Source organism: Streptomyces cinereoruber (assembly GCF_009299385.1).
In the GTDB taxonomy this organism is placed as follows: Bacteria; Actinomycetota; Actinomycetes; order Streptomycetales; family Streptomycetaceae; genus Streptomyces; species Streptomyces bikiniensis.
In genome coordinates, this window is the sequence record NZ_CP023693.1 from 3,815,709 (window position 1) to 3,830,130 (window position 14,422).

The window sequence follows — 14,422 nt, forward strand, 5'->3', positions numbered from 1 at the left end:
CCGGGGTTTAAGGATGTGAGGGGATCTTCGCGGGGCCGTTAGGATTTCGACCATGGCGGCCACTGGATCCGAGAAGCAGGGGACGAAGGCGTTCTACGTCACGACCCCCATTTACTACGTCAACGACGCTCCTCACCTGGGCCACGCCTACACGACCGTCGCAGGCGACGTGCTCACGCGCTGGCACCGTCAGCGCGGCGAGAAGGTGTGGTACCTCACCGGCACGGACGAGCACGGTCAGAAGATCATGCGCACGGCCGAGGCGAACGACGTCACGCCCCAGGCCTGGTGCGACAAGCTCGTGGAAGAGGCGTGGAAGCCCCTCTGGGAGCACCTGAACATCGCGAACGACGACTTCATCCGCACCACGCAGAAGCGTCACACCGACCGCGTCCAGGAGTTCGTGCAGGACCTGTACGACAAGGACGAGATCTACAAGGGCGGTTACGAGGGCCCGTACTGCGTGGGCTGCGAGGAGTTCAAGCTCCCCGGCGACCTCATCGAGGCGGAGGACGGCACGAAGCTGTGCCCCGTCCACAAGAGGCCGGTGGAGATCCTCAAGGAGGAGAACTACTTCTTCAAGCTGAGCGCGTACGGCCCGAAGCTCCTGGAGTTCTACGAGGCGAACCCGGGCTTCATCCAGCCGGAGTCGGCCCGCAACGAGGTCGTGAACTTCGTCAAGCAGGGCCTGGACGACCTCTCGATCTCGCGCTCGACGTTCGACTGGGGCATCCCGGTGCCGTGGGACGAGAAGCACGTCATCTACGTGTGGATCGACGCGCTCCTGAACTACGCGACGGCCGTCGGCTACAACGAGAACCCGGCGAAGTTCGAGGAGACGTTCCCGGCGGACGTGCACCTGATCGGCAAGGACATCCTGCGGTTCCACGCGGTGATCTGGCCGGCGATGCTGATGGCGCAGGGCCTGCCGGTCCCGGGCCGGGTCGCGGCCAACGGCTGGCTGATGGTCGGCGGCGAGAAGATGTCGAAGTCGAACCTGACCGGCATCAAGCCGCAGGACCTGACCTCGCACTTCGGCGTGGACGCGTACCGCTGGTACTTCCTGCGGGCGATCGCGTTCGGCCAGGACGGCTCGTTCTCGTGGGAGGACTTCACCGCCCGCTACACGAGCGAGCTGGCGAACGACTACGGCAACCTCGCCTCGCGCGTGGCGGCGATGGTCGGCAAGTACTTCGGCGGCGAGCTGCCGGCGTCGGCGGCCGACGGTGACGCGGAGAAGGCGGTCCACGAGGGCCTGGCGAAGGCGGTCGCGGTCGCCGACGCGAAGATCGGCGAGGAGCTGGACTTCCAGGCCGGCATCCTGGCGATCTTCGACTTCGTGAAGCAGGTCAACGGCTACATCACGGAGCAGGAGCCGTGGAAGGTCGCGAAGGACGAGTCCGAGGAGGGCCGCGCCCGCCTGGCGACGATCCTCTACACGGCCGCCGAGTCCCTCCGCGCGGTCGCCGTCCTCCTCAACCCGATCATGCCGGAGACCTCCCAGGCCCTCTGGGACTCCCTGGGCGCCGAGGCGTCCCTGGGCGCCCTGGCCTCGCAGCCGGTCCAGGACGCGGCCACGTGGGGACAGCTCCCGGCCGGCGCGACGGTGACGAAGGGCGCGGTGCTGTTCCCGCGCCTGGAGGAGCCGAAGAAGGACTGACGCCCGTTTCGTCCCGCCCGGAGGCCGCCGTTCCCGTACGCACGGGGCGGCGGCCTTCGCCTGCCGGAAAGGAAGCCAGGCCCCATGGACGCGGCTGTCCCCGGCCCTCCGACCCCGGTCCCGGCCGGATCCCGCATGAACCCGCCCCGGCGCCGCTCCTGGCGCACCCCCGCCGACGTCGCCCCGGACAGCGCGGCGGCGGAGCAGCTCCGCCTCCTCGACGGCTTCGCGTCCGGAAGGATCACGGCGGCGGACTTCGCCCTCGGCTGGCACCCGGCCCGCCGGGCGTCGACGGCGAACGGTGAACGCCTCCACGGTCCCCTGTACGCCCTCTTCAACGAGGTCTTCATGATCCTGGAGGACTACACCCACGACCCGTCCCTCCGCGAGGAGGGCGACCTGTCGGACGCGGAGCTCCTCGCGGCGGTGAAGTCCCTCACGCGAGGATGAGCACGGCCGCGGCGGGCGCCATGTAGACCAGCGGGAAGGGCACGTGGCCGTACGCGCGGGCCCGCAGGACCGTGACCACGGCCCCGGTGAAGTACAGGACGAGCCCGACGGCGGCCAGGACGCCGACGACGGGCACGGCGTACCCGACGAGCAGCCCGCCGGCCCCGGCGACCTTGACGGCCCCGAGCCGGTTCCACCACGCCCGGGGCACCCCGTACGCGGCGAGCGGCCCGACGACGAACCCGGCCCGCACGAGCACCGCGACCCCGGAGAACCCGGCCATGAACGCGGCGACGGCGGTGACGACGGTGGCGGTGGTGGACATGGCGTTCTCCTTCGACACTCCCGAAGACCCGCCCCGACCGGGCCGGCCACCACCCTGACGGAGTGGGGAGGGGAAGTGTGACGAGTCGCCGACGCCCCCGTCAGACGCCGACCGCGTACGCCACGAACCCGGCCCACGCACCGGGCCCGACCGCGAGCTGCGGGCCGTCCGCGACCTTGGAGTCACGGACGTGGACGGTGGCGGGGGTGGTGGCGACTTCGACGCACGAGTCACCTTCGCTACTGCTGCTGTAGCTGCTCTTGCGCCAGGCGACCTCGATGCAGGAGTCGCCTTCGCTGCCGCTGCTGTAGCTGCTCTTGAACCACACCAGGTCAGAGACATCCCCGTCTGAGGCGTTGTGCGTCATGTCTCTCCTAGCAGTCCCTGGATGACGTCGGTGGACTCACTGGGTGTGAGGGCCTGAGTCCGGATGATGCCATAGCGCAATTCCAGGATACGGAGCTGTCGCAGGTCGGTCACCGGCCTTCCACCAGCCACCACGGGTGACCGCCCGACTGCCGAGCCGTCCTCGAACTTGAGCACCTCGATAGCGCCGTCTACACCTGCGTGCTCCACTCGCGCCATCGGCATCACCTGGAGCTCCACCTGCCGCAACTCGGACACCTCCAGTAGATGTTCCAGTTGGCGCCGCAGCGCTTCCCGCCCGCCCAGCGGGCGCCGGAGCGTCCACTCCTCCAGTACGAAACTCAGCTCCGGCGCGGGGTCCCGTTCGAACACCGTCTTGCGGGCCACGCGCGCCGCCATGTACCGCTCCACCTCGTCCTGCGTGTACGCGGGACGCCGCATCAGGAGCAGCCCCCGCGCGTACTCGGGCGTCTGGAGCAGGCCGTGGATGTTGAGCGGATCGTAGAGCTGCATCTCGACCGCCCGGGCCTCCAGCTTGGCCAGGTCCCGGACCTTCTTCGGGTACCGGACCTTCGCAACGTCGTCCTTCATGGCCGACAGCAGCCCGCCCGCGCCGAGGATGTCGTCCGCCTTGTCCAGGAACTCGGGGCGCGGAATCCGCTTCCCGCCCTCGATCTTGTAGACCATGTCCTCGCCATAACCGACCACGTCGGCGAACTCCGCGGCCCGCATGCCCACCGCCTCCCGCCGCAGCCTCAACTGCCGCCCCACGGTGGCGATGACCGCGACGCCCCAGTCGTCGTCCGGGTCGACCTCCCAGCTGGGCTCTTCCACCGACATTCCGCACCCCTCCGTCTGTCCTGCTCGGCCGCGTCGCCCCTACCCGTGACGGGGCTTCGGACAGACCGGACAGCGGTGGACAAGCTCCGGACAGTCACCCTACGTACCGGTGGAGTCACTGTTCACGGTAGCCAGGGGCGGCCACGCTCGGTGACGTGAACCAGAAGAACACCACCCAATCCCCTCCCGGCGCCCGGGACTTCGGGCTCCTCCTGTCGTCCACTCCGCGCGGCGCCCGGCTCGCCCGGCTGCTCGCCGTCGAGTGGCTGCGGGAGTACGAACTGCCGTACGGCACGACCGAGGCCGCCGCGCAGCTGGTCGCCGAGCTCGCGACGAACGCCGTCACCCACGGCCGCGTCGCCGGACGGGACTTCCGCCTGGCCCTCCGCCTCTCGCCGGAGGTGCTGCGGATCGAGGTGACGGACACCCGGGGCAATGCCCTCCCCCGGCCGCAACAGGCCTGCCGGGAGGCGGAGTCGGGGCGCGGTCTGCTCCTCGTGGACACCCTCGCCGACCGGTGGGGCGTCGCGCCCGGCCCCGTACCTCAGAAGACGGTCTGGGCCGAACTCGACCTGGCGCCAAGGCCGGAGCACAGGAACCCGTGCTCCGGCGATTCGGGCTGTCTTCCAAAGGAACAAGAAGAGAGAAAGAACCCTCACCAAACCCCACCCCTTCCCGCCCCGGTGAGCCTTCACTCTCAGGAGTGAAAACTACCGAAACAGCTGGTTGAGGGACGGGTTGTCGGATCTATCCTCAGCGCAATTGGCATATGCCTGCAGACATGAGTCAGCCCCCGCCGGAACTGGCATTCCAAAGGCGGGGGCCTGACCACCGAGGAAGATAGGGCTTCCTGATGGGTATCCAGAACACTAGCGCGCGCCCCCTCTCCCCGTCCCGTAACGACGGGCAAAACCGCCCCACGGGGCGAGGTTCGAGGCCCCGTCGTGTCGGTGGCGTCGTCCACCAGAACGTCCGCCACACCACCCGGTTCACGGTGGTCGGCAACCACCTCGCCCAGCACGCCGAGCTGTCGCTGCTGGCCATCGGCCTGGGCGTGCACATCCAGTCGCTGCCCGGCGGGGCGGCCGTCGACATCAAGAGCCTCGCCGCGCGTTTCCCCGAGGGGGCGGCCCGTATCGCCGCCGGGCTGCGCGAGCTGGAGGCCCACGGCTACCTGCGCCGCGAGCGGAACCGCGACGACACCGGGAAGATCGTCACGCTCACGATCTCCTGCAACCACCCGGGCCGGTCGTCCGACCCGGAGGAGAAGACGGAACGCAGGGCCCCGGCCCGCCGCACGGAGGCCCCGCGCCGCGCCCTGCCCGCCGTACCGCAGCCCGTGTACCCGAGGCCCGACCTCCTGCCGACGGCCCTCGGCGTCCTCGCCGGCCTGCGGCGCGAGGACTCCCGCCTGTACCTGTCCGCCACCGACACCGAACACCTGGCGCCGGGGGTCGTCGCCTGGCTGGAACGCGACCTGACGCCGGACACCGTCCACCTGCTCCTGACCTGCGCCATGCCCCAGGTGCCCCTGCACCGCCCGGCCGCGCTCCTGGCCCACCGGCTGAACGACATGCTCCCGCCCCTGCCGCCGCTCGGCGCGAAGGCCCCGCCGGCCGCCCCGTACCCCCTCCAGAACTGCGACGCCTGCGACCTGGCCTTCCGGGGGCCGGAGCCGGGCAGGTGCGGGAGCTGCACGGCGGCGGGGCGAAGGGAGAATATGTAACCGACGAGGAGACGAGGAGGGGACCCCATGGACGCGCCGGAAGCGGACCGGCTCCAGATGCACCACGCGTTCGACCACGGCCCCGACGGCGGCGTCTGCGTCGTCCGCTGCGTCGGAGGGCGGCCCCGGGTCGGGCAGTTCTTCGCCGCGAAGGGCATGACGGGGACGCTGAGGCTGGACCGGATCAAGCAGTACGACGTCCCCGTCACGCCCCTCACCCCGCCCCACAGCGCCAAGGTCCACCTTTCCGGCGGCCCGCTCGTCCAACTCCGTTACGGGGACGCCCTCGTGGCCGTCCCGGAGCCGGGCGACACCGTCACGCTCCCCGTACGGGTGGCCCCCGACTGGCGCGGAAGGCTCGAAGCCTGCGGGCTCCGGCTGCTCGGCCTCGACGACGTACCCGACGACTTCCCCGAACCGCTGCGGGCCCACTACGCCGACCGCGCGCGCCCGGGTCACCCCTCCGCCCTGGCCCGTTCCGACGCGGAGCTGGACCACCTGTGGGACACGCTGACGCGCGCCGCGCGGCTCGCCTCCCCGGAGGGCGAGTTCCACCTCGTACCGCCCGACCCCAACGGACACGAGATCGGCTGGGCCCGCGTCAGGGACCTCGTCGGCACCGCCCTGCCGTCCCGCGTCCTGGCCGCCACCGGCCGCGCCGCGTTCTTCGCGGTCTCGCCGGACGGGCGGGTCCTGGGGGCGGTGACGGACGAGGGGACGGGGAAGCGGATCGTCGTGCGCGAGGACGACTGGAAGACCCGCCGGGCGGTGACCTGAGATGCCTCCCCGCCTCCGCGCGACACTCACCGCCCTCGGCGGCTCGTGGGCGGAACCGGACCGCCTGCGGTGTACGGCCGGCACGTCCACGGACGTCTCCGGATTGCCGGGAGCCGAGCTGTGCACTCACCTGACACCTCAACTCCCTTATTCCACTGGGATGGTGAAAACCGCGTGGCCTGCCGACGGGATCGCGACGAGAATGACGGCGGAGCGGCTGACGGTCGTACGGATGCACGGGGTGGACATGGAGGAGCGGGACGTGGACAGGGACCGCAGGGTCCTTGACCTGCTGGTGGCGCTCGGGCGGCAGGGCGTGGTGGAGGCGGACGGAGGAATACCGGAAACCGCGCCGGACTCCAGGAAGGCGTTCTTCGCCATGGCGGGGTTCGAGGTGGTGCCGACCCGGACAGTTCCCCAGAAGGACCCGGACGCGCGGGAACGGGTGGACGCCCTCTGGCACGAGGAGGCGGACCGGATGGGGCTCTTCGACGGGGACGGAGAGTTCCTGCTGCTCGCCACCTATGCGGGTTCTCTGGCCAGAGGATGGCTCAGGACGCGGGACACGATCGGCACCCGCCTCCCCTCCCGCATCGCCGCCGCGACCGGAAACCAGGAGTTCGTCGCGGCCTCCCTGGACGGGAGGTCGATGTGCGCCGTCTCGGTCGAGGAGTACGACGACTGGATCATCACGCACTCCTTCGAGACGACCGAATAGGAGGGCTGGCCCCATGACGGCCGCCGTCCCGACCCTGGTGAACCCCGAAGACCTCGTCCGCCTGTACGGAGAGGTCCCGCACCTCGGCACGTTCCGGCCTCGGGCCGTCAACCTGTCCTGGAGGGGGCCGACGGTCATGCTGCGCGTAGACCTGTCGGCCTTCCCGGCGGAGGTTCCGCCGGAGTGGGGGGGCGCGGACGTCGACACCGTCCAGTGCCACTTCCAGTTCCTCGCGGTGGAGGACTTAGCCCTGGAGGAGTGGGAGCCGCCCGTACCCACCGCGTCCTTCACGGCGGAGCCCCTGGGCCGGGACCGGCGGATGCGGGTGCGCGTGCGGGGCGCCGGGATGGACCTCGGCTTCACCAGCCACGACACCGTGCACGTCGGGCACGTGAGCGCCTTCGGGATCGCGCCCGACGGCACGGACGGAGGCCCGCACCTCTTCCTGAGGCCTCTCGACAGGAGGCGCTTCACGACCGTCCCGGGCCCCGAGGAGAAGACCTTCCATGAGCGCGTCTGACTGGACGACCGTCGTCGGGGCGACGGGCGAGGTGACGAACGCGTACACGACGCCACCGAACCTGGACGAGTGCCGCCTCTACTACACGCAGATCGACGAGAGGGACGCGTCGGTGACCCTGATGTTCGAGACCACCGCCCTCCCCGAGAGGCCGCCCCTCGCCTGGGCGGACAGGGCGTGCAACACCGTCGAGATCTACGTGAAGTTCACGGGCGTGCGCGGACTGCGGTTCAACGGCTGGCAGTTCAGCGCCCGTGACGCGGGGATCACCCTGAACCCCCGGGAGGGCACGGACGTCCGGGTGACCGTCGAGGCGGAGGGCTCGTACCTCGCCTTCACGGCGTCCGGATCGACCGTGGCCCGCTTCCGCTCGTACCTCTCGTCGGGTACGGATTGCTGACCTCCAGGAGCGATCCCGTCATGAACAACGCTCTCGCAGCCCTTCACCAGGTCGCCCCGGCCCCGGACGTACCCCGCCGAAAGGACTGGGCCGAGATCGAGCGTGCCCTCGGGACCGGGCTGCCCGCCGACTACAAGGAACTCGTCCGCATCTACGGCGGAAGCAACTGGGACGACTACCTGTACGTCCTCGAACCCGACTGCCCCAACGCGCACTACGACCTCCTCACCTGGGCCGATCAGCAGGCCGAGGACCTGGAGGACCTGTGGGCGTACGAGGAGAAACCGGCGGAGCTGGAGGCGGGCGACGGGGCCCGGGTCGTCCCGTGGGCGGTCACGGACAACGGAGAGTGCCTGTACTGGCTCGTCCGGCCCGGGCTCGACCCGGACGGGTGGACGGTCATGGTGAACGAGGCGCGCGGCGCCCGGTGGGAGCACTTCTCCGTGTCCTGCACCCGATTCCTCGCGTCCGCCCTGTCGGGCGATCTGCGCTCGGGCATCCTCTCGTCCTCATTCCCTCTCGCCGTACACGGGTTCCGTCGGCTCGGTCCGGCGTGACGGGGCGGAAGGGGCCGCCGGCCACGATCACGGTGAGGTTCTCGGTACGCCCGGGGCAGGGAGAGCCCGACGACTTCGACCTCGGGGACATGGTGTGGGAGGGAGAGCGCGGAAGGGTGGTGTCGGCGGGGCACGTCCCCGACCAGGGGATGATGATCCACCTGTCGGTGGCGCTCCTGCTCCACCAGCTCGGGCCGCTGCTCTCCGGTAAGCGGCGGACCCTCTCGTACGCGGGCATCGGCTCGTCGTTCCGGCTCGACTTCCGGCATGACGGGAAGGGGTTCGTCTCGGTCGCGTCGAAGGGGAAACCGGTGGGCAGGGTCCGTGCCGAAGACCTCGCGCAGACGGTTCTCCGCGCCGCCGAGGAACTTGCGCAGGAAGGCTCTTCGAGCCTCCCTGCGGACAGCGGGGCACGGAACGACTGCCTCGCGGCTGTACGGGAGTTCCGCGTGACGATGGAGGCGATGGAGGCGACGGGCACGGGGGTGGCGGAGGCGTGAGCCCCGACGACGACCGGGGCGGGCTCCCCCGTACCTCGCTGGAGGACCTGGAACGGATCCCTGTGGGACCCGATGCGGGGTCCCACTCACCGGAGGACTGGGAGCAGCTGCGCGACCTCGCCGTCGGTCGCATGCAGAACGGGGACCTCCCGGCCGGGACCAGGATCCGCTGGGGTCGGATCGCGCTCGCCGCGCTCCCGGGGGTGTATCCGGAGGGAGGACGGTCGCAGCAGGCGGTGATCGGCTCGGCCCGCGTACGGGCGTATCTGATCCGGGAGTGCGGGCCCGACGCCACCGACCCGGCCCGGGACCTCCCCGCGCTCCGCGCGGACGTCCTGCGGAACCTGGGCACGCCGGGGGAGACGGCCGCGCGTCTGGCCGACGGGTGGCAGTCCCTGCCGCGGGAGCAGATGCTCCGGCTGCGCCGCATCAAGAACACACTGGTCGACAGAAGCCTCCGGTACGGACGAGTCTGTCCGTACCGGAGGCAGGGAGCCCGACCCACGCCATTGGCCTGGTCGTCGTCACAACGGGAGCCCTACGGGGGGCTCACTGCCCCAGTCCTCCACTGGACCTGACGTAGATCCTCGTGGCGCCCGGTTCGAATGCATGGGCATAGATGTCCACGCAACTGCGCAGGTGCTTGCCCTCCGGGGTGGCCGTGTCTTCGGGGCAGAGAGCGGTCTTCCCGAGGTTCGAGGTGATCGTCTCCGGCTCCGTCAGTTCCAGGTGCGTGAACGGGGCGTCCCCCTTGTACGCGTCGTGCTTCGGAGCGATGTTGGCGATCAGCCTGGTGTCTTCGGGCACCATCCGGGAGAGATAGCGATGTGCGGCATCCTCGGGCAGAGTGAAGGCCAGAATTCCCGTCTCGTGACGGGAGTTGGCCTTCACCGCGGCCTTTCGGTCCATGGCCCCTTCGGGGATTCTGATGCCGATCCGCGCACTGAGCCCGGCGGGAGTGACTCCTTCCTCCCAGCAGCAGTTCTTCTCCTTGGCCGCCGTCTCGGACACGGCCCGGTCGCCGAGCATGGCCACAGCCATGATTCCCCCGACCACGACCGCGAGTGCCACGCCGAGGACGATGAGCGTCCTGCGCACGCCCCCCGGTCGGCGCTTCCCTCCCGGTGCCGGAACTACAGTGGTCACTCGGCTCAACGCTTCGTCCTCTGTCTGTCCGGATCCTGCCTCGTCCCTTCGCGGCCGGGATCGTCCGGTGCGGGCAGCGGATCGTCGTTCGACGTCGTGGAACCGAGATCGTAGTACTTCACGGAACTGCTGCCCTGCATGTCGAATTCCTGGGCAAGACCGGTGGTGTGCAGTCGCGCCGGTTGGCCATCCGGAACGTTGAGGAAGCCGATGTCGACGCCCTTGCCCTGGTCCCAGTTGTAGCGGTCCCAGGCGTTGACCTGATAGTCGAGTCCGACCTTCGGCTCACCGTCGGCTCCGGATACTACGGTCACCACGCCGGTGACGTTCGTACGGGTGGAACCGACCGCGTAGAACCAGTTGGCCTGCTCGTTCTGGGGGAAGGTGTAGTCGCTGTTGGAGGTTTCCACGGGGACGGCGACCGGCCGGCCGCCGTTTCGCCGGAACTCCTCCAACGCCTGTTCCCGCCAGGCGTCCTGCTTTCCGCGAATCGCTTCCTCGGCATGGATACGGAGTCCCTCGTCATCGTGAAGCATCTTGTCCACGGGCAGATCCAGCGGTTCACCCGACTTCTCGAGATAGTGCTGCATATGCCGGGAGGCATCGTTCATACCCTGCCAGTCGGAACCCGAGGAGAGCATCCTCATCTTGTCCTTGGTCAAGAACTCGGTGAAGGTGGGTTCTTCCGCTCCGTATCGCCCCGAACCTCTGTCCGGGGCGATCTTCTTGACCGTGGGACTGAGCAGTCCGGCTGCCAGCAGGTCGTCTTTCCGAGCTTTCCATAGCTCGGCACGGGCCTCAGGACTCAGCGACTGCCACAGCCGCTGCAACTCGGCTCGCTGTCCACCACTGGCGTCCTCGCCGAGTGAGGCGAGCTGCATCGCACGCGGTAGCTGATCCTCGTCGAGCGAGGTGTAGGCGGCGTGACCGGCGTTGTGCGGGTCACCGCCGTGGGATTTGCGCAGAGCTCGGCCGACCGCGGCATCCACCTCGGCAGCGTGGGCGACCAGGCCGGTGAGGGTGTCGGCGTACCACTGCATCCTGTCCTTGGTCCGCTGCGAGGTTCCCTTCACGTCGCACACCGCCTCGACGACCTTTACCGTCCCGTTCCCGCCGTCCGTCACCAGCAGGCCGTGGTCGGGGTCGGGAGACCGGCCAGGGTCGCCTTTGCGTGCCTCGTCGGTCAGGGCCTTCGCCCTCTTCTGGATCCGCAACAGTTCGGCATGTGCGTCGGCAAGCACGGCATGGATGCTCTGCGCTTCCTTGTGCAGATCGGCGAATTCCTTGGCGGCCTTGCGGACGAAGTCCTTGGTCACCGTCGCGTTGACACCCTGCCAACGGGCGCCTTCGGACTTCTTCAGCAGACCGTCCCTGGCATCGGTCTGCAGCGTGGCGAGACTCCCGGCCATCGTCTTCCAGTTCGTGACGGCGGTGCTCAGCCTGTCGAGATCCAATGCAATGAGGTCGGAGTAGGTGAAAGTGCCCATCGGTGTACCGCCTCCCCGTCAGCGCACGTACGTGGTGATCGCGGAGACCGGCACAGCGGCCCCGTCCCGGCCTCGAAGAGTGGCCGCGATCGCGGCGTCCTCATCGGCGTGCATCTTCTTCGAGTAGTCCAGGTGGTTCGAGATGTGTGCGCACATCTGCAGGACGGTTTTCACCTGCGAGTCCCACACCGACAACGTGGTGTAGAGCTCGCCACCCATGGTCAGGTTACGGTCTGCTAATTCCCTGGCCGCCCGGGCAGTGGAGCCCTCGCCGTTCCGATCGACGCCCGCACCCACGATGTCCGCCTTCTTGCGCAGCTCACCGTGGAGCAGGAACGCCTCATGGCCAACCGCTCCGAGGTCGTCCTGCGTGACCACCAGATCCACGCCGGCTTCGCCACCGGTACCGGCGGATCCCGGCTCCAGCTGATTGAGCTGCATCCCTGTGGACCGACGCTGCTTGGCCTCCGAAACCAGCTGTTCCCACTCGTCGTTGAACGTCATCGTCTCCCCCGTCCCGATCATCGACTCCTGAGCAATTTTAGCAACGGTGCTGTATACAAACCCAGTTGCTGCCGTGACGCCCTCCGAGGGGCGGGCGCTGTCATTTTCGGCCCCGTGGCGACACCTTCCACAACCGACCCACGCCAAGGGGTGTGGGCCAGCAAGCCAGGACGCTGTCCAGCCTCATGCCGACCGCTTACCGACCCGGAGGTATCAACAAGGTCCTTGACCTACAGAAACCCCTAAACGCCAGCCCTTGGGCTTGGATATTGTTCGTATCACCGAGGCACTCATGGACATAAGCAACGAGTCGCAGGCCCGGGCGCTGTTCCCAGGTTCTCCAGGACTTATGCCGACCACTTGCTGATTTTTCTGGCGCATCACCATGTGACAGCGGGGTCCTCCTACACCAAGCCGACCGTCGCCATGATGGCCCGGTAAGCGCCCGCGTCGGCGACGGCGACGTGTGGGGCCTCGATCTGTGGCTGCCGTTCCGGACGGGCTGACGGGAAGCGGGAGGGGCCCGGAACCGTACCCACGGTTCCGGGCCCCTCTCGTCAGTACGGCGTACTGCTTACCGCGCCGCGTCCGGATGCACAGCCTCCGTCACCGGGCGGCCCTCGACCACCTTCGACTCGACCGGCTTGCGGAGCTGGATGTTCAGCTCGCGCAGGCGGGCCTCCTCCAGTTCCGTGGGGGCGCCCATCATGAGGTCCTGGGCGTTGCCGTTGAGGGGGAAGGCGATGGTCTCGCGGATGTTGGGCTCGTCCGCGAGGAGCATGACGATGCGGTCCACGCCCGGGGCGATGCCGCCGTGCGGCGGGGCGCCGAACTGGAAGGCGCGGAGCATGCCCGCGAACTCGGTCTCGACGGTCTCCTTCGAGTAGCCCGCGATCTCGAAGGCCTTGAACATGATCTCGGGCTCGTGGTTCCGGATCGCGCCGGAGGAGAGCTCGATGCCGTTGCAGACGATGTCGTACTGCCAGCCGAGGACGTCCAGCGGGTCCTGGGTCTCCAGGGCCTCCAGGCCGCCCTGCGGCATCGAGAACGGGTTGTGCGAGAAGTCGATCTTCCCGGTCTCCTCGTCCCGCTCGTACATCGGGAAGTCCACGATCCACGCGAAGCGGAAGACGTTCTCCTCGAACTGGCCGGCGCGCTTGGCGGCCTCGACCCGGACCGGGCCCATGATCTTGGAGACCTCGTCGAACTCGCCGGCGCCGAAGAAGACGGCGTGGCCGGGCTCCAGGCCCAGGCGCTCGGTGAGGACCTTGACGTTCTCCTCGGTGAGGAACTTGGCGATGGGGCCGGTCAGGGCGCCGCCCTCGCCGACGCGGATCCAGGCCAGGCCCTTCGCGCCGAGCGAGATCGCGTAGTCGCCGAGGCCGTCGAAGAACTTGCGCGGCTGGTCGCCGGTGTCCGGGACGGCGAGCGCGCGGACGTGCTTGCCGGCGAACGCCTTGAACTCCGAGTGCGCGAACACGTCGGTGAGGTCGACCAGTTCGAGCGAGGTGCGCAGGTCCGGCTTGTCGTTGCCGTACTTGAGCATCGACTCGCGGAACGGGATCCGCGGGAACGGCGAGGTGACGTGGCGGCCGCCGCCGAACTCCTCGAAGAGCTCCGTCATGAGCTTCTCGATCGGCTGGAAGACGTCCTCCTGCTCGACGAAGCTCATCTCGACGTCGAGCTGGTAGAACTCGCCCGGCGAGCGGTCCGCGCGGGCGTCCTCGTCGCGGAAACAGGGCGCGATCTGGAAGTACCGGTCGAAGCCCGAGATCATCAGCAGCTGCTTGAACTGCTGCGGGGCCTGCGGCAGCGCGTAGAACTTGCCCGGGTTGAGGCGGGACGGGACGACGAAGTCGCGGGCGCCCTCGGGGGAGGTCGCGGTGAGGATCGGGGTCGCCATCTCGTTGAAGCCGAGGGCCACCATCTTGGAGCGGATGGAGGCGATGACGGCCGAGCGCAGCATGATGTTGCGGTGCATGCGCTCGCGGCGCAGGTCGAGGAAGCGGTACTCCAGGCGCCGCTCCTCGTTGACGCCGTCGTCGGCGTTGATGGTGAAGGGGATCTGCTGGGCGGCGCCCAGGATCTCGACCTCGGCGACCTCGACCTCGACCTCGCCGGTCGGCAGCTCGGCGTTGACGTTCTCGGCGCCGCGCGAGACGACCTTGCCGTCGACGCGGACGACGGACTCCTTGGTCAGCTTGTCGAGCGCCTCGTACGCGGCGGTGCCGGGACGGGCGACGAGCTGCGTGATGCCGTAGTGGTCGCGCAGATCGATGAAGAGGATGCCGCCCAGGTCGCGCCGATTGTGCAGCCAGCCGCTCAGCCGGACGTCGGTGCCGACGTCAGAGGCGCGGAGCTCGCCGCAGGTGTGGGACCTGTACCGATGCATCGTCGTTCATCCAGTCTTCGGGATCGATGGGGAAGGGCTTGACGGTGTCAAGGT

Annotated in this window: 18 protein-coding genes; 11 read left to right on the plus strand and 7 right to left on the minus strand. The window is 69.0% G+C overall.

The features are described from left to right. Positions 1-52 precede the first annotated feature (52 nt). Both metG and CP977_RS17030 read left to right on the plus strand, forming a co-directional pair. Positions 53-1,660, plus strand: coding sequence for a methionine--tRNA ligase (metG, locus tag CP977_RS17025; RefSeq protein ID WP_152370400.1), 1,608 nt, complete (start codon positions 53-55; stop codon positions 1,658-1,660). An 84-nt stretch (positions 1,661-1,744) separates the two neighbouring features. Beyond that, positions 1,745-2,110 carry a hypothetical protein gene (locus CP977_RS17030; protein ID WP_152370401.1) on the plus strand — a complete coding sequence of 122 codons (366 nt, stop codon included), beginning with the start codon at positions 1,745-1,747 and terminating at the stop codon, positions 2,108-2,110. Here CP977_RS17030 and CP977_RS17035 read toward each other — a convergent pair. The 3 genes from CP977_RS17035 to CP977_RS17045 all read right to left on the minus strand — a co-directional run bounded on the left by CP977_RS17035 (position 2,097) and on the right by CP977_RS17045 (position 3,641). Continuing rightward, positions 2,097-2,435, minus strand: coding sequence for a DoxX family protein (locus CP977_RS17035; protein ID WP_152370402.1), 339 nt, complete (start codon positions 2,433-2,435; stop codon positions 2,097-2,099). The two genes, CP977_RS17030 and CP977_RS17035, sit on opposite strands and share 14 nt — an antisense overlap. 100 nt (positions 2,436-2,535) lie before the next feature. Further along, the gene (locus CP977_RS17040) at positions 2,536-2,802 is read right to left on the minus strand and encodes a DUF397 domain-containing protein (RefSeq protein ID WP_152370403.1); all 267 of its coding nucleotides are present in this window, start codon (positions 2,800-2,802) and stop codon (positions 2,536-2,538) included. Beyond that, entirely contained in the window at positions 2,799-3,641 is an 843-nt protein-coding gene (locus CP977_RS17045) for a helix-turn-helix domain-containing protein (protein ID WP_152370404.1), read from the minus strand. Before CP977_RS17045 ends, CP977_RS17040 begins: the two co-directional genes overlap by 4 nt. 155 nt (positions 3,642-3,796) lie before the next feature. Between CP977_RS17045 and CP977_RS17050 the strand changes: the two genes are divergently transcribed. The 9 genes from CP977_RS17050 (at position 3,797) to CP977_RS17085 (ending at position 9,417) form a co-directional block, all read left to right on the plus strand. Next, a complete protein-coding gene (locus CP977_RS17050; protein WP_152370405.1) occupies positions 3,797-4,348 on the plus strand; it encodes an ATP-binding protein in 552 nt (183 codons plus the stop codon). A gap of 146 nt (positions 4,349-4,494) precedes the next feature. After that, a complete protein-coding gene (locus CP977_RS17055; RefSeq protein WP_152370406.1) occupies positions 4,495-5,367 on the plus strand; it encodes a helix-turn-helix domain-containing protein in 873 nt (290 codons plus the stop codon). Between the two features lie 27 nt (positions 5,368-5,394). Next, positions 5,395-6,144 (plus strand): hypothetical protein, encoded by a 750-nt coding sequence (locus tag CP977_RS17060; protein WP_152370407.1) that lies wholly within the window; start codon positions 5,395-5,397, stop codon positions 6,142-6,144. 202 nt (positions 6,145-6,346) lie between these two features. Then, positions 6,347-6,862 (plus strand): hypothetical protein, encoded by a 516-nt coding sequence (locus CP977_RS34115; protein WP_167308914.1) that lies wholly within the window; start codon positions 6,347-6,349, stop codon positions 6,860-6,862. A gap of 13 nt (positions 6,863-6,875) precedes the next feature. Beyond that, entirely contained in the window at positions 6,876-7,382 is a 507-nt protein-coding gene (locus CP977_RS17065) for an Imm50 family immunity protein (protein ID WP_167308913.1), read from the plus strand. Further along, entirely contained in the window at positions 7,369-7,782 is a 414-nt protein-coding gene (locus CP977_RS17070; RefSeq protein WP_152370409.1) for an Imm50 family immunity protein, read from the plus strand. Before CP977_RS17065 ends, CP977_RS17070 begins: the two co-directional genes overlap by 14 nt. 20 nt (positions 7,783-7,802) lie before the next feature. Next, a complete protein-coding gene (locus CP977_RS17075; protein ID WP_152370410.1) occupies positions 7,803-8,339 on the plus strand; it encodes an SMI1/KNR4 family protein in 537 nt (178 codons plus the stop codon). 32 nt (positions 8,340-8,371) lie between these two features. Beyond that, positions 8,372-8,839, plus strand: coding sequence for a hypothetical protein (locus CP977_RS17080; protein ID WP_152370411.1), 468 nt, complete (start codon positions 8,372-8,374; stop codon positions 8,837-8,839). Then, positions 8,836-9,417, plus strand: coding sequence for a hypothetical protein (locus CP977_RS17085; RefSeq protein ID WP_152370412.1), 582 nt, complete (start codon positions 8,836-8,838; stop codon positions 9,415-9,417). Before CP977_RS17080 ends, CP977_RS17085 begins: the two co-directional genes overlap by 4 nt. Here CP977_RS17085 and CP977_RS17090 read toward each other — a convergent pair. From CP977_RS17090 to aspS, 4 genes are all read right to left on the minus strand, one after another. Next, the gene (locus CP977_RS17090; RefSeq protein ID WP_152370413.1) at positions 9,389-9,910 is read right to left on the minus strand and encodes a hypothetical protein; all 522 of its coding nucleotides are present in this window, start codon (positions 9,908-9,910) and stop codon (positions 9,389-9,391) included. The genes CP977_RS17085 and CP977_RS17090 overlap by 29 nt on opposite strands. 80 nt (positions 9,911-9,990) lie before the next feature. Beyond that, positions 9,991-11,472: a hypothetical protein gene (locus CP977_RS17095; RefSeq protein WP_152370414.1), complete on the minus strand. Its 1,482-nt coding sequence runs from the start codon at positions 11,470-11,472 to the stop codon at positions 9,991-9,993. An 18-nt stretch (positions 11,473-11,490) separates the two neighbouring features. Further along, positions 11,491-11,976, minus strand: a complete 486-nt coding sequence (locus tag CP977_RS17100; protein ID WP_167308911.1) for a hypothetical protein — start codon at positions 11,974-11,976, stop codon at positions 11,491-11,493. A gap of 574 nt (positions 11,977-12,550) precedes the next feature. Then, entirely contained in the window at positions 12,551-14,368 is a 1,818-nt protein-coding gene (gene aspS, locus CP977_RS17105) for an aspartate--tRNA ligase (RefSeq protein ID WP_152370416.1), read from the minus strand. Between the last annotated feature and the right edge of the window lie 54 nt (positions 14,369-14,422).